This window comes from Niastella koreensis GR20-10 (genome assembly GCF_000246855.1).
In the GTDB taxonomy this organism is placed as follows: domain Bacteria; phylum Bacteroidota; class Bacteroidia; order Chitinophagales; family Chitinophagaceae; genus Niastella; species Niastella koreensis.
Map to the genome: position 1 here is coordinate 3,899,401 of NC_016609.1, position 17,500 is coordinate 3,916,900.

At 46.7% G+C, this 17,500-nt stretch carries 11 protein-coding genes; 4 read left to right on the forward strand and 7 right to left on the reverse strand.

The window, feature by feature from the left end:
• Positions 1–8: 8 nt before the first annotated feature.
• The 5 genes from NIAKO_RS15165 to NIAKO_RS15185 form a co-directional block, all read right to left on the reverse strand.
• Positions 9–806 carry a DUF4843 domain-containing protein gene (locus NIAKO_RS15165; protein WP_014219329.1) on the reverse strand — a complete coding sequence of 266 codons (798 nt, stop codon included), beginning with the start codon at positions 804–806 and terminating at the stop codon, positions 9–11.
• 18 nt (positions 807–824) lie between these two features.
• Entirely contained in the window at positions 825–2,312 is a 1,488-nt protein-coding gene (locus NIAKO_RS15170) for a RagB/SusD family nutrient uptake outer membrane protein (RefSeq protein WP_014219330.1), read from the reverse strand.
• 11 nt (positions 2,313–2,323) lie between these two features.
• Positions 2,324–5,503 carry a SusC/RagA family TonB-linked outer membrane protein gene (locus NIAKO_RS15175; protein ID WP_014219331.1) on the reverse strand — a complete coding sequence of 1,060 codons (3,180 nt, stop codon included), beginning with the start codon at positions 5,501–5,503 and terminating at the stop codon, positions 2,324–2,326.
• Between the two features lie 63 nt (positions 5,504–5,566).
• Entirely contained in the window at positions 5,567–6,976 is a 1,410-nt protein-coding gene (locus NIAKO_RS15180; protein WP_041346788.1) for a RagB/SusD family nutrient uptake outer membrane protein, read from the reverse strand.
• An 18-nt stretch (positions 6,977–6,994) separates the two neighbouring features.
• Positions 6,995–10,162 carry a SusC/RagA family TonB-linked outer membrane protein gene (locus NIAKO_RS15185; protein ID WP_014219333.1) on the reverse strand — a complete coding sequence of 1,056 codons (3,168 nt, stop codon included), beginning with the start codon at positions 10,160–10,162 and terminating at the stop codon, positions 6,995–6,997.
• Between the two features lie 263 nt (positions 10,163–10,425).
• Between NIAKO_RS15185 and NIAKO_RS36815 the strand changes: the two genes are divergently transcribed.
• The 4 genes from NIAKO_RS36815 (at position 10,426) to NIAKO_RS15205 (ending at position 14,246) form a co-directional block, all read left to right on the forward strand.
• Entirely contained in the window at positions 10,426–11,532 is a 1,107-nt protein-coding gene (locus NIAKO_RS36815) for a sensor histidine kinase (protein ID WP_014219334.1), read from the forward strand.
• A 6-nt stretch (positions 11,533–11,538) separates the two neighbouring features.
• On the forward strand, positions 11,539–12,258 hold the full coding sequence (locus tag NIAKO_RS15195) for a LytR/AlgR family response regulator transcription factor (RefSeq protein ID WP_014219335.1): 720 nt from the start codon (positions 11,539–11,541) through the stop codon (positions 12,256–12,258).
• Positions 12,259–12,432: 174 nt separating this feature from the next.
• Positions 12,433–13,512: a sensor histidine kinase gene (locus tag NIAKO_RS36820; protein WP_242675451.1), complete on the forward strand. Its 1,080-nt coding sequence runs from the start codon at positions 12,433–12,435 to the stop codon at positions 13,510–13,512.
• The gene (locus NIAKO_RS15205; RefSeq protein ID WP_014219337.1) at positions 13,509–14,246 is read left to right on the forward strand and encodes a LytR/AlgR family response regulator transcription factor; all 738 of its coding nucleotides are present in this window, start codon (positions 13,509–13,511) and stop codon (positions 14,244–14,246) included. Before NIAKO_RS36820 ends, NIAKO_RS15205 begins: the two co-directional genes overlap by 4 nt.
• A 95-nt stretch (positions 14,247–14,341) precedes the next feature.
• Here NIAKO_RS15205 and NIAKO_RS15210 read toward each other — a convergent pair whose 3' ends face one another.
• Positions 14,342–15,412: a YncE family protein gene (locus NIAKO_RS15210; protein ID WP_014219338.1), complete on the reverse strand. Its 1,071-nt coding sequence runs from the start codon at positions 15,410–15,412 to the stop codon at positions 14,342–14,344.
• Between the two features lie 9 nt (positions 15,413–15,421).
• Positions 15,422–17,428: a TonB-dependent receptor plug domain-containing protein gene (locus tag NIAKO_RS15215; RefSeq protein ID WP_014219339.1), complete on the reverse strand. Its 2,007-nt coding sequence runs from the start codon at positions 17,426–17,428 to the stop codon at positions 15,422–15,424.
• Positions 17,429–17,500: the final 72 nt, after the last annotated feature.

Genomic DNA, 17,500 nt, shown 5'->3' on the forward strand with positions numbered 1-17,500 from the left:
ATTAAAGTTTAATAATTGGAAGGTCCTACCTGGATCACCGGGTTGGTGCCGTCGGACAGTTTAACATCCGGATCACGCAGTGTTGCGCCAACGCCCAGCGTGGGGGTTGAAAAGTTACCCGGGTAATTTATCCTGATATAATTTCTTACGATCTGCAAGTATAAGGTGGCAGTGGGTGGAAACCCGGTGCGCTGGTAAGGAAATTCGGTCACTGTAGTATCATTTACGGGATCGTACAGGGCATCGAGAATGAGCTTGTATTTGGTGCGGGTCCAGGTACCAAAATTGGTAGTATAGCCAGCCCAGTCGCTTCCGCCTACCGTACCCCAGTTGGCAGGTTTTTGCAAATAACTCAGTTTAACCAGGTAAGCTGATTTTGTAACCATATGTGTTTCAAAATCTGCACTGGCCTGCAGCTGCAGCTTAAAGGGAAATACCGTGGTATCCATATCTGGCGTACGGTAAATAACAACAGGAACCACTGCAGCCACCCGGCCGGCAGGTATAGTGTAAGGATTCAGTAATTTAAAGTGAACGCCTTCTTTGGCCGTGAGGCCGGCATCTGTTGCTGTTTCAATGTTGAATGTTTTGTCGGTTGAGGGCGGATCGCCCAATACTTTTACCGGGATCCGTAAGGTATCTACCGTTCGTTTTGGGTATTTGGCAAAAGAGTAGGTCAGCGAATCGGAAGCAGTCCCGAAATAAATGCCATTCTTCTGTTCAAAAAGCGCCGGTTTTTTGGGCGAACAGGCGGTGTACAACCAGCTACCCGCCAACGCCGTTATTACAATAATTAGCTTTGTCATGTTGTAATGATTTAACGATTACGGATTGTTGTATTCCTTTTCTTTATCAGGAACCGGTAATACATAAGCGCCGGTAACATCCGGGGCGGTTGTACCGGTGGCCTGCCTCAGGTCCTTGTTCAACCGTTTATAGTAATAAAAGGTCTGTCCTTCCTGGATGAACTCTTTCTGGTATTCCCGCATGATCTCGTTCGATACGCTGTCGGCAGTATTGATACCGCTTGCATTCAGGGCATTCAGGCCCCTTGCCTGCCGTACCTGGTTCAGGTACACCACACTGGTTGTTAAGTCGTTCTTTCTATTTGCGCATTCTGCCGCGATGTAATACATTTCAGAAACCCTTATTAATGGCATGATGTTCTGTAAGAGATACGGCAGGTTGGCGTCCTGGAAAAATTTTGATGGCACCAGCAAACCAGCCAGGCTATTATCGAACCAGGAAGTATAACGGTAGTCAGCAGCGCTGCCGCTGCCTGCTACGTAAATGGTATTTCTTCGGGTGGTTAACTGAAGCGGCGTACCCGCGCCACTCGACAGGTTAAACAGGTTCAGGTTGTAAGATTTTATGTTACCTGAATACAGGGCGAACAGCAATTCCTGCGAAAAGGTGCGGTCCCTTACAACATTACCCGCTGCCGCAACATTGGAAGTGATGAGGGGGAATTTATTAGCGCCTATTACTGAGCGCGCATATTTTTCTGCATTGTCCAGGTCGCCTTTATATAAATACACCCTTGCCAGCAATGCCTGCACCGCCCAATAGTTCAGGTGATTCTGCGTATAGGAGGTAAACGGGTCTTCCGTTGCTTTCAACACGGCTGAGGTATCCGTTTGCGCCAGCAGGTCTTTGGCGGTGTTCAAATCGTTTATACAGCCCCCGAGCGCCTCCTGCAGCGTGGCAAATTGTGTTGGGTTAACTTTGTATTGTGTAATATAAGGGATGGCCTTTTCATTCATGCCGGTAACAGGCGGCTGGCCAAATAACCGGGCCAGGTCGAAATGGAACAGGGCCCGCAATGCTATGGCTTCCCCTTTTACCCGGTTGTAACTATCACCGGTAAAGATGTCTTTTTTCTCCTCTATTTGCGACAGCAAATTATTCAGGTTGGCGATGTTGTTATACAAACCACCCCAAATGGCAGCTATTTCAGTATTTACCCTGGTTTGTGTATAATAGTAATAAACGGCATTACTAAACAGGCTTTCCCCTAATATACCGGTATTATTGGCATTGTCGTACTCAAAGCCCAGGGTAGACACCATTCCCATGGTAAGGTCATTGGTATACAAACCGTTCCCAAGGCCATTGGTAGAATTTTTGTCCATTGTAAGGTATACCCCGGTGAGGGCGTCTTTAAAGCCCTGCTCCGTGCTTAACAAGGTTGTTTGGGATACTTTGTCCTTCGGCGGAACATCGAGGAATTTTTTACAGCCACTCAACCATCCCATCATTACCAGCGCTGCCGGAACGATCAGTGGTTTAAAATATTTATTATTGATAGCCATATTAATAATTGTTAAAACGAGGTTGATAATCCAAAACTGTAACTGCGGGCAAAGGGATAGCTGGTGCCCCGTTCATTTTTAATAGTAGCCAAACGGAAGGCATCGTTCTGGGTAATGGCCAGCCTGGGGGTTGACAGGTGCATTTTTTTCACCCACAACAGGTTACCGGGGAACGTATAACCGACACTGACACTGCTTGCAGCCAGGTAGTTATCGTCCTGTACAAATCGTGAAGTGGATTTGGTAATTAGTAAAGAACTATTAGCGCCATTCGCTACCAGGCTTTTGAAGGAAGCCCGGTCGCCCGGTTTTTTCCATCGCTCGGTAAGTACCCGTTCATCGGCGTTGGCACTGACAAGATTTACATTCTCCACTTTGTCAACCAGGGTTTGATTATATGACTGGCCGCCATACTGGAAAGTGCAATTGAGGTTAATGAAAATGCCTTTGTAAATGAAATTGGTGCCGACCATTCCCTTGATCGTCGGAGCAGATTCGCCGACAGGTCTTTTATCGTTAGGGTCCCAGATAAATGTCTGGCTGCCGTCGAGCTTTTCATACACTTCTTTACCCGTGGCAGGATCTATACCCAGTGACCTCACGGCCCAGATGCGGCTCATCGACTGGCCCACCTCGTAGCGGGGCAAGGGGGTAACCTGGTCGGTAAGGTTCTTATCGGTATTATTAACTTTATTCAACACGTCGATGGCGGGCGACAACCGGGTGATCACGGTTCTGGCGCTTCCTGCATTCCCGAACACCGACCAGTAGATATTCTGTTGTTTATTACGGATGATGGGTGCGTTTACACTAAGTTCGTACCCGGTGCTTTTTGTTGAACCCAGGTTGTTCTGGTAGTTGGGAAAACCGGTAGACGGCGCTACATCGAGCGGCAAAATGAGGTTATTCGTTCTTTCTTCATACAGTTCAGCCGCCACATTTAACCGGCCGTTAAAGAGGCTCGCCGTAACTCCCAGGTTGTTCTTGAGGGTTTGTTGCCATTTCAGGTCGGGATTGGCATAGGCAATTAAATTGGCGCCAGTTTGCAGGCGGTAATTGTTTTGAAAATTGTATTGATATTGGGATTGCCCAAGACTGGCAGGAAAGTTCTGGCTGCCCGTGATACCGGTGGTGGCCCTTACCTTCAATTGCTGGATGATGGGGTTTTGCGGGAAAAAGGGTTCCCGGTCTACCGCCCAGGAGGCCCCGAAGGCCCAGAAAGGCGCCAGGCGGTTATCGGCCCCGAATTGCGACGACCCGCTTATGGCGCCCGTGGCTTCAAGGGTATACCGGCTCAGGTAATTATAACTTACGCTTGCATAAGATGAAAGGGTGCGGGTAATACTTTTAGTACTACCGGGTACTGTATTTTGTCCATACCCATTGGCAAAACCCAGTGCGGCCATATTATCGTAAGGAATGCCGGTTACTGCTATCTGGGTGGTATTGCTTGTGGTTGATTGCAGGGTACTACCAACAGAGGCCAAAAAGCTGTGATCGCCCAGTTTCTTGTTATAATCCAGTCCCCAGCGGGTATCAATCACATTGTTACGGCCACGGGTTTGAGCATATGAACCCAGGTCGGTGAAGGTGGTGCCGGAAACCGCTTTTGCAAAACTGGTATGGTCTGGCGGAAAAAACTGTTCAGCACCCGGCAGATTCAGCGTTATGTTTACAGAGGTATTCATCCGCAGGCCATTCATGATGGACCATTCAAAACCTGCTTTGTTAGTGAGGGTGTAATAATAGCTATAGTCTATTACCCTCAGGTGGGAATTGTAAGCAGCATTGGTATAAGGGGCGCCCGGTGCAGCAACTCCAATACCTAATTGAATATTTGACGGTTCCAGGATCTTTAATACGTTACCTGCAGAATCGGTTGGTTTGAAGAAAGGGAGCTGGTTGGCATAGTCGCTAAAAACGCCCCAGGGTGAATTGTTGCCTTTACCATAAGTGACCCCGGTACTGTTTGAAAAGCGGATCTTGTCTTTTGAATACGTTATCTGGTTATTCAAACCAAACACGTTGCGCTCAGAGCCCTTCATTACCCCCACAGTATTATTATAGTTCATGGTTAACGTGTACCGGGTAAATTTACTGCCCCCGCTTATGGTTAAACTATGATTGGTGCCAATGCCTGTACGCACGGGTTTGTTCAACCAGTAGGTATTTACCCCGCTGCGAACCTGTTGCAGGCGGTAATCGTACCATTGTTGCAGGGCCACGTCGCGGTATTGATTGGCCGGATCGGCATATACCCCCGCCAGCCGCTGTGCTTCCAGCAGGCCTTCGGCATCGAGCAGGTGATAGGATGTAAGATCGGGTACCTGTACATTAAAATTCACGGCGTACGATACCTGGGTTTTGCCCTGGATGGGCTGTTTGGTTTCCACTACTATTACCCCGTTGGCTGCTTTTGATCCATAGGCCGTAGTGGCCGCCGCGTCTTTTAAAATAGTAATGCTGGCAATGCGGTTGATGTCCATATCACTCAGTGCCTGCAAGGTGGTTTGAAATCCGTCGAGAATGATCAGGGGCTGATTAGGGTTTTGCAGGTAACCCGACATAATATCGCCATTGGTCACAGCCGTACTTGAAAAAGTGGTTTTAGTACTGCCCGCGTTCTGCAGGTCGGCAGGTAAATTATTCTGTCCCCTGATCTGGATCTTCGCCAGGTTGTTAGGGTCGCTGCCCATCGCATTATTGTCTGTAATGCGCACCGAAGGGTCAAGGGCGGCCAGCGCTTTTAGCACGCTGGTAGGGTTAACGGTTTTCAGCTCATCACCGCTGATGGTTTTGGCGGCGCCGGTAAAATTTCCCTGCGGTCTTTTATACAAACCCACATTCACCGTTACCTGGTCCATCAGGTAATTGGGCACCCGCATAGAAATATTGATGACCGTTTGCCCGGGTTTCAATTTTTCCTCATGTTTATCATAACCCACGAACGACACCTCAATGGTGGCGCCCACCGGAACATTGTGCAGCTCAAAGCTTCCGTCTCTTTTTGTATTGGCAGAAATATGGGCTTTCTGAACAGTCACCGAGGCGCCTGACATAATTTCCCCATTCTCGTTTTTCACTACTCCTCTTACCACATCGATGGTACTTTGTGCAAAAGCGCCGCCCGTTATCAGTAAAACCAGCCAGAACAGCCCTGTTTTTATCAGGTTAGCAGTTATTGGTCGCATACCAGTTATTTTATTTTTACAGTCATTCATGTTGGGATCGATCATTTTCGTGTAGCCATCAGGTTATTCCGGCTTTATAAATACGTAGGAGGCGCCGGCCACCGTGGGCACTCTTGTAAATGGAAGGGTACTGAAAGGCAGGTTCTTTCTTTTATAGTAATAAAACACCTGGCCTTCGCCCAAAAACTCCTTCTGGTATTCCCGGGCAATCTCTTTGGTAAGGCTGTCGGTTCTCAGCTTTGTGCCCGTTCCGGGGTTTGTTGTGTTTACATATCCATAATTCTGCAATCCACGTCTGGTACGTACCGAATCCAGTAAATTGGTGGCCGCCAGGGAATCTTTGAAAGCAGTGGCGCATTCCGCCGCGATATAATACATTTCTGTGATCCTGATCATAGGCAGCACATTAAAACCTGTATAACCGCCGATGCTTGTAGAAAATTTCCTGGGTGTAATAACCGTTCCTGTTGTAGCACCCGTTGCGGGATCAGCAAATGTTTTACGCCAGTCATTGGCCAGGGCACCGGCTCCGGTCACAAACAGCGCCGTTTGGCTTTGCGGCGCCAGGCCAAGCGCCGGCACCGCGGTCAAAATATATTTGGTATAACTAAACATAAGCCCCTGGTTGGCGTATAAAGAGAACAAATGCTCCTTCTGGAACATATAATCATTGGCCGTGGTAGTGCCGGGGTTAGCCGTATACAGGGGGAATTGTTTGCTGTTGATGAGCCCCAGGGCATAGCTCTGGGCGTTCAGCAGATCGCCTTTGTACAGGTACAGGCGGGCCAGTAAGGCTTTAACTGATGCGCCGGTGATATGCGATACGTTTGCATCCGTGGCAGGCAGCAGCGATTGCGCCGTAACCAGATCTGCTATACACGAGTCGATCACGGCGCTTGTTGGCATTGCAACTGAGCCATATGGGCTCAGTTGGGTAATATAGGGTACGGATGCTCCATCCGGGTCTACAGCGGGCGCCGGCGCAAACAAACGCACCAGGTCGCTGTATAAAAAGGCCCGTAACCCCAGGGCTTCCCCCTTAATGGCGCTATAACTATTCCCCAAAAGGGTTTGATGTGTTTCTATATTCGTGAGTAAATAATTCAGGTTGGCGATGCACTGATACATGCCAGACCACATGCCCGCCATTACGGCCCTTACATCGTTATCCTGAAAATTATACTGAACACCCTGGTAATAGATATTCCTGATTGCCGGGGAGATGGTGGTATCATAACTTCTGCCCAATACCGATAACAAGCCATAGGTTAATTCGCGGCCATACAGCGTGGAGTCTCCCATTTTCAGGTACACCCCGTTCAATATATCACGGAAACCCTGTTCACTGGCAAAAACAGTTTTTTCATTCACCTGTAACGGAGCATCCACATTCACCCATTTCTTACACGCCGCCACCCCGCCGGTCACAAGAATTAAGAACAGAATGATCATGCTATTTTTCCTTTTATACATATCAATTCGTTTATGCGGTTAGAAAGCGGTTGTCAGTGAAAAAGTATAGGTGCGGTTGAAAGGATAATAAATACCTCTTTCGGCATTCATGCCGCCCGAACGGAACAGGTTGGTGGCGGTAAGCCCTACCCTGGTATAATTTGACTTTATCCTGGCAAGAACAGATTTAGGCAGGCTGTAGCGCAAGGAAGCCACCGCATTGCTGATGTAATTGTTCTTTTCAACAAAACGCGTGGTGGCGTACGTTGGATCTGTTTTTAACCCATTTACCGAAACGGCTTTATACAACGCATTATCGCCCGGCTGGCTCCAGCGGTTATTCAACGCCCTGCTGTCTACGTTATACATCAGGTTGGCATTTTCCACTTTGTTGGCCAGGGTTTGGTTGTATGCTGAAGCGCCGTACTGGTAAAAACAATAGAAGTCTGCGCTCCAGTTTTTTACCGTTACAGAGGTGCCGAAAGAACCCTGCCATTTTGGGTCATAATCACCGGCCGGTATCTTATCGGCGGCATCCCAGGTAAACGTTTCGGTGCCATCGGCCTTTACAAATTTTTCCTGGCCGGTTGCAGCGTCAATGCCTAACGACTTAACCGCCCAGATGCCGGTCAACGATTCCCCTTTTACATACCGGGGTTGAGGCCTGGTTTGGTCGGTAGTGGCTGCATCATTGAGCGTGTTCAGCGTTTGCAGGTAATCGGTAACTGCAGTGATGCGGTTTTCGTTATGGATCCCGTTTACCCGCACACTCCAGAATAGCTTCTTTTTTGTATCCCTGATAAGCTGGGCATTCAGATCAAACTCGAGGCCTTTATTTTCTATGTCCGCGCCATTATCGTAATAACTGAAGTTCTGGAAACCGGTATACACCGGTGAAGTAACCGGCAACACCAGGTTGGTGGTTGTATTTCGGTAGGCATTCACTGTTAGTGAGATCCTGTTCCGGAACAGGCTTACATCCATACCCACGTTCTGTTGCTGTGTTTCAGGCGCCTGCAGGTTTTCGTTGCCAAAACCGGTTAAATAAGCGCCGATCCCAACATCGCGGGTCCCCAATCCTGTTGAACCGGTAGATACATATTGCCTGCTTGTGATATAATTAAAACTGGTTTTTCCCAGGTAACTCTGGTAAAACAGGTTGCCTGTTGTACCTACGCTGCCATATAAACGTAAAGTGGAAAGAATGTTATTTGGCTGGAAAAAATGTTCCTGGTGCAGGCTCCAGCTGGCCCCGGCGGACCAATGGATTGTAGCTGGGTGATTTTTACTGTATTGAGACGACTCATCGGCATTGACAGTGCCTTCCAGCTGATACCGGTTATCGTAACTATAACCAAGGTTACCATAACCTGAAATAAGCCGGGTGGTTATTTTACCCGCATCGGGCCTGGTATTGAGATAGGCATTGCCCAAAGCCAGGTCAGCGAATTTATCGCTGGTAAAACCAGCCAATGTAATACCAGCCGACTGGCTGTTGGTTTGCTGGGCAATTACACCCGTGGAAACATACAGCTGGTGCCGGTCGATCTTTTTAGTATAATCCAGGTTCAGATTACCATCAATACTCAGGAAATCATTTGCAATCTGCGTATAGGTACCTCTTTTAAAAAAACTATCGGGCGGAAAGTTGGCAAAGGCAAGATGACTGGGTGGCAAAAAGTTGTTGGTTTCATCCGACTGTTTACTGATACTCATTCTGCCGCTCAGTTTGAAACCATTCCCGATGCTCCAGACAGCAGACAGCACATCGCTCAGCCTTGAATAATCAGTTGTATTGGTGGTAGACAGGCCGCCGTTCCAGGCAGGATTGAAAAAACGCACCGTATCGGGGTTGGCATACATATCCAACAGCTTTTTAAATCCATGGGTCACCGGGTTAACGGGGTCCCAGAAAGCATTCTGTTTGGCATAGTCGGCAAAATTGCCATATGGGGAATTAGCTGCTTTGGAAGAGGTTACGGAAAGATAATTGGTTAAAAAAACATTCTTTACGTGTACATTTAAATAAGCGCCCAGGTTGATGTTCTTTCTGCCGGAACCTTTCATCACCCCCTGCATAGCATTATACGCCACATCTGCTCCATAAGCAATATCAAGGTCCCCCCCCTCGAGCGATAATGAATGGCGTTGTCCTATGCCCGTTTGAGTAGGTACAGCCAGCCAGTTGGTGTTCACCCCATCATCTACCTGCTGCTGCCTGTTTTGCCAGGCTGCGGCATTATTTGTGTATACCCCTGCTGCTTTATCAAGACCCAGCTTTTCTGCTGCGGTTGGTAAATGATAGGAAGACAGATCGGGTGAAGCAATTTGCACCTGGCCGGTATATGTTACGTTCATACGGCCGGCTTTCGGCTTCAGGGTTTGAATAAGCAATACGCCGTTCCCACCCCGGGCGCCATAAGCTGCCGTGGCTACCGCATCTTTCAACACCACGATCCTTTCAATGCGGTTCACATCTATATCAAGCACACTTTGCAAGGCAACCTGTACCCCGTTCAATATTATCACCGGCTGGTTGGGGTTATAAATGTCACTGGCTACAAAATCGCCGGTGGAGGGATTCAATTGCGCATTGGTATTGGAAACACCTCCATGGGTGGCCATGGTAGCTGATGCTGGAAAATTATTGCGGCCTCTGATACTTATAGCAGGGGCTGCATTGGGATCGTTGCCGGTATAATTATTTACTTCAACTATTAAGGAGGGAGCAAAATATCTTAGAACGCTGATGAAGTTGAGGGCATTTACTTTTCGCAATTCGGCGCCATCGATGACCGAGTAAGCAGCCGCCGTATTTTCAAGCGGGCGCTGGTACAAACCGTTTGTAAAATCTTCCAGCGGCACATCCCTTTCCTGTTTAATCAGGCGAACCGTCAACTCCGGTTCTACCTTTTTATCCTGCGATAAATAACCGATCCTTGAGATATTGACCACCTGGTAGTTTTTCACCGAATCAAGTTCTGCATATCCGTTCTCATTTGTATAAAACCTGTGTTTACCAATCATGACAAGCGCTTTGTTCAAGCCCGTGTCGCCCGACAGGTCTTTAACATAGATCCTGACTTTGTGATAGATGGAAGGAATACTGTCGCGCCTGATGACCTGAAAGTTTTCCCGCGCATATAGTGTATTGACAAGACATAGCAGTACAACGCCAAAGGCAATTACAAGCTTCGTTTTTTTCATTAGCGAGTTATAGGTTTTGGAATACTGGAATGTTAAATTAACAGAGTTTTGGGAGGTTGTTTTGACTGTTCTACAAACTGGACATTCCAGTTGACCAATATTCCCTTCAGACTGACCAAAATTTCATCAACCAATACCATTGATTCGTCCGGCAAAAACAACAACATGTCCATTGAAAAAATTGTACGCCCAATATTTTAATAGATTACTGTGGTCAATTGCATTTTTAAAATTGAGTTTGTTTACTTTTTAATATTGAAACCTTGACGCCGCTGCTTTTTAATCGAAGGCCATTCCCTGTTTTGCTTGCTCACTGGGCGGCCTGGATCATTATATATTCGCTTAGCTATCTTCCCACTGCCTTAAATGCCCCCAGGATCAACTGGACCCTTTTTTACCAGCAATATCTGGGGTTGAGTTCTGTTAACTTCTTTTTATTTTACGTGGTAGCTTTTTACCTGTTGCGCGGGCTGGGCATGCAAAAAACCAGGTGGATCTGGTTGGCTATAAGCTGTATTGTATTGGTAATCTTGTTTACTTATTTGAAATTCCGGCTCTATACTTATTTCACCGGGCAGGCGCTCTATAACAATATAAATGCCCCTGAATTCCTGAAGCAGCGTTGGCATAAAGAAACAACCAAGCCCCTGGGGATCTTCAGCTACCACTTCAGAAGCTATTTTCAGGCGAATCTGTTCTATTCATTTTCGATTGTGGTGGTTGCCATAGCTTACCGCTCCGTTATTGCCTGGTACCTCCAGGAAAAAAGCAGGCGGGAACTGGAGAACCAGAAATTGAAGGCAGAACTGGCCTTCCTGGAAAGCCAGATCAACCCACATTTCCTGTTCAATGCCCTGAATAATATTTATGCCTTATCGGTGCAGGAAAACAGCAAATTGACTGGCAACAGTTTGTTGAAGCTGTCGGACCTGTTGCGGTATATGCTGTACGAAAAAGAGGAAGCGGGCGACCTGGTACCGCTCGATAAAGAGATCCTGCACATCAATAATTACATTGACCTGGAGAAGATCCGTCACCGGGGCCCCATTCATATTGATTTCTCCATACAAGGTGAGATAAATGGTAAAATGGTAGTGCCCCTGCTGATCTTTCCATTGATAGAGAACGCCTGCAAACATGGCATTCTTACTGACGCTAAAAGCCCGGTTACCATACTCCTGAACGTAACTGAAGACCGCCTGGAATTTTCACTGGCCAATTATTGCAATAATTACCAAAAGGACAAAGCGGGTGGTATTGGGGTGCAGAATGTAAAAAAACGACTGGAGTTGATCTATGGCGCACAACATAGCTTTCAGGAAATAAAAACCGGGAACAGGTATACTGTAAATTTAAACATACCATTATAACGTATTATGTCTTCTATGTTCACCTGCATGGTCATTGACGATGAGCCGCTGGCCATCCAATTGCTGGCAAACCATATCGGCAAACTGCCTTTTCTGGAACTTACCAACGAGTTCAATGATCCCATGGAGGCGTTGCTCAGTTTCAGCAACCATCCCGTTGATCTTATTTTCCTGGATATCCAAATGCCCCAGTTGAATGGCATTCAGTTTATGAAGCTGTTACAGAACCGGTCCCGGGTAATTATCACGTCTGCCTACCAGAAATACGCCATAGAAGGGTTTGAACACGATGTGGTGGATTATTTATTGAAACCCATCCGGTTTGAACGGTTTTACAAAGCGGTTGAAAAGGCTTATAAACTAAAAAATCCCGACCAGCAACCGGAGCCGCCAAAAGAATTACAACCTGCTACCGGTGGGTATATTTTTGTAAAAGTGGAAACGAGAATGGTAAGGATAGAACTGGATGATATTTTGTTTGTTGAGGGGTTGAAAAACTATGTATCCATCAATACAAAAACCCAAAAGTTCATTTCCCTGCAAACAATGAAACAACTGGAAGAAACTTTACCGCATAACCGTTTTGTACGGGTACACAAAAGCTTCATCATTGCGCTCGACAAGATCAGCTCCATCGAGCGCCAGGAAATAACTATCCAGGATCGCATTGTGCCCATTGGCCTTACTTTCCAGGAACAATTTTTCAAATTGCTGGATGCGCTGTAACGAAAACTCATCCATTAAAACCGGCAATTGGTACGGCAAAAACACCAATATATCCTTTGTCATTTTCTTTCCTTCATTAAATCAATAGATTACCGCCGTCAATACTATTTAAAAAACGTTCACTACATTTTAATATTGCCTCTTTTGACGCCCGCGCTTTTTAACAGAAGGCCTTTGTTTATATTTTTTGCTCATTGGGCAACCTGGTTGCTTGTATATGCGATCACCTTTCTTCCCATGGCATTGAATGCACCGTGGATCGGCTGGGCCTTTTTTTGTGAAAGCTTCCTGGTAATAGCCACTGTTAACTTCCTGCTGTTTTACCTGGCGGCTTTTTACCTGATGCAAAAGATTGAAATTAAAAGAACCAGGGGGGCCTGGTTAAGTATCAGCTGTCTTGTATTGCCCGTGTTATTAACTTACCTTAAATTCAGGATCTCGGTTTATTTTATGGGGCATGTGCTGGCCGATAAAACTGTACAACTGCCTGCTTCCTACCGGGAGCAATGGCAGGAAGCAACACAGGGAACCCGGGGCTTATTCAGCGCCCCCTTTAAAACCTATTTTCAAACGAACATCTATTTTTCGTTTTCCATTGTTGTAATAGCCATTGCCTATCGCTCGGCCGTTGCCTGGTACCTGCAGGAAAAGAACCGGCGCGAACTGGAGAACCAGAAATTACGGGCCGAACTTTCGTTCCTTGTAATGCAGGTAAACCCCCATTTCCTCTTCAATGCACTGAACAATATTTATTCCTTGCTGGTACTGGAAAACAGTAAACTGGCAGGGAACAGCATTCTTAAACTCTCGGAACTGCTGCGGTATATGTTGTATGAAAAAGCGGATGAGAACAATAAAGTGGCGCTTGAAAGAGAGATCCGGCATATCAACAGCTATATCGACCTGGAAAAAATGCGCCGTTCCGAACGGGTGTATTTCAACTTCTCCATTGAAGGTGATGTTTGCACCAAACGGGTAGCTCCCCTTCTGCTGTTCCCATTGGTAGAAAATTCTTTCAAACATGGGGTGCTTACCGACCCCGGCAAACCGGTGATTTTACAGTTAAACGTAACAGATGAGCAATTGTATTTTTCCCTGGAAAACTACAAGAACAGTCATCTGAAAGACACAGTGGGCGGCATTGGCATTCAGAATGTAAAAAAACGCCTGGAGCTTATCTATGGCAGCCATTTTACTTTCCATGAAACTCAAAACGAGGAGGTGTATAAAGTAAAATTACAATTACCTTTATGAATGAAAATGTCCCTGCTATGTTGCAATGCATGGTAATAGACGACGAACCCCTTGCCATTCAGCTGCTGGTGAACCACATCGGCAAAGTGCCTTTTTTACAACTGGCCGGCACCTTTAACAACCCCATGGAGGCTTTGCTCCACATTAACACAAACCCCATCGACCTCATTTTCCTGGATATTCAAATGCCCCAGTTAAACGGCGTACAGTTTATGCAATTACTGCAAAACCGCGCCCAGGTAATTGTAACCTCTGCGTATGACAAATACGCCATCGATGGGTTTGAACACAATGTGGTGGACTATATGATAAAGCCCATTGCGTTTGAACGATTTTACAAGGCCGCTGAAAAGGCTTATAACCTGAAAAACCCGGGCCAGAAGGCAGAACAACCTAAAGACGCCTACCCTGCCACAGGCGGTTACATTTTTGTGAAGGTGGAAACCAAGATGGTGCGGGTAGAGCTGGACGATATTTTATTTATAGAAGGGCTGAAGAACTATGTATCCATTCAAACAAAAACCCAGCGCATTATTACCCTGCAGGTAATGAAGCAGCTGGAAGAAATATTGCCACCCAATCGCTTCGTACGGGTGCACAAGAGCTACATTATTGCGCTGGACAAGATCACTTCCATCGAGCGCCAGGAGATCACGATCAAAGACCGCATTATTCCTATTGGGATCACTTATCAGGAGCAGTTCTTTAAACTACTGGAGACGAGGAAACCCTAGTAGTGAGTTGTGAGTTGTCAGTTGTGAGTGGGTTCCCGACTGTTCAGAAGTCTAAAAAATCGCGAGCTCACTCACAACTCACTACTGACAACTCACTATTTAATAAACACTATCGTACTGGGATTAATTGCCGGTGAAGTTGAGAAGTTAAACTTCTTATTACCATTCTTATCAAAGCAAAATACCTCGCCTGAAGTTTTGTAATCTTTTGCATCGGTAACGTATACATCGCCATTGGCAGGATCTACATTCACATTATACGGGTTCATTACTTTGGTGCCATCGGTAACGAAGTTGGCGCTCACCTGGGAAAAATCGGTGGTGCTTAATTTACGTACGGTTGCTACGCCATAATAACTGGCCGCGGCATACAGGGCATTGTTATAGTATTTGATGCGGCCTACTGCGGTATCAGCTACTTTTACAACTGAATTGGTGGCAGTGCTTACTTTAACCAGTCTTGATTTATACAAACCGGCATAATCAGGTCCACAGGAGATGTACAAATTACCAGCCTCATCTGAAGTCATATAGCCGGGGTTATAGCCTACGGTTATTTTTTTAGTTTCGGTCATGGTGGTCAGGTCTACTATAGAAACCGTTGAATCGCTCACGGCATTCAATGCACCGGAAACAGCCACATATAATTTATCGCCCAGGATAGCCATTTGCTCCAGGTTGGGCCCGATGTTGATGTCCTTTTCAATAGCCAGGCTGGTGGTATCGATCACTGAAACTTTACCATCCCAGTTAGACACCAATACTTTGCCTTTATAAGACGTTACATAACGTGGCTGACGGTTTACATTGCCGGCGGTTTTAAAACTGATGTTGGTGATCTTTACACCTGTATGCGCATCGGCAACAGTTACCACCCCTGATTCATTCATTACAATATACAGTTTGGTACCATAGATCAACATGTCGTTACCCGTATCGCCCAGTCCGGTACCGCCGTTTGTTTTGGCGAAAAAATCGGTACTGCTAACGCCGGTAGTGTTATTGTAATACGAAAGCATGCTGTTGTTTTGCTGCCACAGTCCTTCGCTCAATACATATACCCCGGTGGTAACTTTTGGCGCCGACGAATCGTCCTTATCTTTTTTACACGATGTTATACCAATTACCAATAGGGATACAAACAAAATGATCCTGTTGTGTTTCATTGCAATGAATTATAAATTATTAAAAAGCAAACTTATTTTCCATGATCTGCCCGGCATTGGGAAATACCGTACCACGTCATACTTTTGATGGGTAATATTATTTACCTCGCCCTTTACCTGCATGGCCACCTGTTTTATGTGCAGCTGCCGGGTAACAAACACATCATGCACGCCCCACCCTTCCACCTGGTTGTAGGCGTTGTTCTCACCCAATACATACCGCAACCCGGAAAACAACAGGCTGTAACCGGCCGTCCATTTACGGTAGCTTACACTGGCCAATGCCGAACCGGAGTGATCGGGTGTATACGGGATGCGGTTCTTCCAGGTAGCAGAAGCGGGGTCAGTAACATCCAGCGCATGCTGAAAGGTGTAACTCATGCGGGTGAACCAGCTTACCTGTTCACTGAAAGCGCCATCTGCTTCAGTGGATACATCCACCCCTTTGATGCTTACCCTGCCCAGGTTCAGCATCGTCCACCCAAACAGGTATTTCCCCGGAATGGCCACTATTTTATCCTTTATTGAATTGTAATACGCATCCACACTGATGCTAAGGTGTTTTACCACGCCCTTCACCGGCGATGCATACACAATGCCGGCATTGTATTGCCGTGCATATTCGGGCCGCAGCGACACATTGCCAATGATGCGGTAATACAGGTCGTTGAAAGTGGGCATTCTGAAAACATGTTTATAAAACAGGCGCAGCATAAACGGGCTTTGCGCCGATACCTTTCCATTAAAGGCGAAGGAAGGTGTTAACTTATTGATGGTGCCGGCGGCTTTGCCACTTTTTACCTGGTCATTGATGGTTGTAAGCAAGGCTGAGCCATTGAGCTGCCAGAGCGGGCGGGCATAATTCAACGCCACGTTGTTCCAAAAGCTTTTACGGGTAGGATACACAAAATCGGCCATATTGGAGTTCAGCTTCATATACGCCGCATCTGACGAGGCGGAGGCTGTTAAACGTTCCCCTATCAGCTGACTCAATGCGGCACTGGCGTAATATTCGTATTGGGTAAACCGGTTATCGAGCCCGTTGGTATTATTCAAATAATCCGGATCGATGTACCGGGTATAGCTGCGGGTGGCCTTTGCAGACACCAGTAACCCCGTTTTGTTATGATTGAAATATTTCCGGTAGCGGCTTTGTAAATAATAGTCTTCATTCCACAAATGCTGCGCAGACCGGTCGTTATAAAAAACCACCGTGCCCGGTAAGCCGCGGCTGCTGTTATACCCCGACAATTTTACCTGCCAGGTGGCGCTGTCGGCAAACTGTTTCAACAAATTCACTTCGCCCTGAAAAGATTTCACATCAGTATTCTGACGTTTGGCGTGTGTTGAGGAAGTACCATTATCGAGATAATACGGATAATTTCCCTTTGAAACAATGCCTTCTGCATTTACCCCAATGGCCATGTGTTTGGGCAATACCAGGTTCATGCCGGCAGCAGGTTGCCATAAACCAAAGGAGCCAGCCTTCAGGCCCGCCTGCCAACGATTGTGTTGCAGGGCTTCGGTTGAAAATGAAAGGGTGTTAATAGACAGCATGGCAGCGGAGGCATAGGCCCGCGCGGGCTGCAGCATAGTTTGTGCATTCGCCTGTTGCAGATCGATGCTTTGCACAAAGGTCACCGAGTACTTGCTCAGGTCTATTTGCCCGGTTTGCGCATCAGACACGGGGATGCCATCGTACGTGATACCGGTATGTTCAGCACCCAGGCTTCTTACCGAAACGGTTTTCAGGCCACCAACACCGCCATAATCTTTTACCAGTACACCAGAGAAGAACCGGGCCGCATCGCCTACCGTAGGCGCATTGATTTGTTGAAGGGTTTGCCGGCTTAATGATTGCGCAGGCGTAATAGCCGTGAAGGTTTGTTTCTTTTTCTGAGAACCTACCGTTACTTTTTCCAACGTTTTTACACTGTCTTGCTGTTGCGCAAAAAGTATAGCCGGCCATAACAGCCAGACGCCAAGGAATGCATATGTGATAAAAGCAGTCTTCAATCAATTGTGTTTGGGCACAACAATGGAACAAACAGTAAAAACAATAAGCGGAGAGACAAAAGCAGGCCTTTT

Excerpts from the sequence above, each read along its gene's own strand:
- NIAKO_RS15165 (WP_014219329.1), bottom strand. The coding sequence starts at position 806 with ATGACAAAGCTAATTATTGTAATAACGGCGTTGGCGGGTAGCTGGTTG.
- NIAKO_RS15170 (WP_014219330.1), bottom strand. The coding sequence starts at position 2,312 with ATGGCTATCAATAATAAATATTTTAAACCACTGATCGTTCCGGCAGCG.
- NIAKO_RS15175 (WP_014219331.1), bottom strand. The coding sequence starts at position 5,503 with ATGCGACCAATAACTGCTAACCTGATAAAAACAGGGCTGTTCTGGCTG.
- NIAKO_RS15180 (WP_041346788.1), bottom strand. The coding sequence starts at position 6,976 with ATGTATAAAAGGAAAAATAGCATGATCATTCTGTTCTTAATTCTTGTG.
- NIAKO_RS15185 (WP_014219333.1), bottom strand. The coding sequence starts at position 10,162 with ATGAAAAAAACGAAGCTTGTAATTGCCTTTGGCGTTGTACTGCTATGT.
- NIAKO_RS15195 (WP_014219335.1), top strand. The coding sequence starts at position 11,539 with ATGTCTTCTATGTTCACCTGCATGGTCATTGACGATGAGCCGCTGGCC.
- NIAKO_RS15205 (WP_014219337.1), top strand. The coding sequence starts at position 13,509 with ATGAATGAAAATGTCCCTGCTATGTTGCAATGCATGGTAATAGACGAC.
- NIAKO_RS15210 (WP_014219338.1), bottom strand. The coding sequence starts at position 15,412 with ATGAAACACAACAGGATCATTTTGTTTGTATCCCTATTGGTAATTGGT.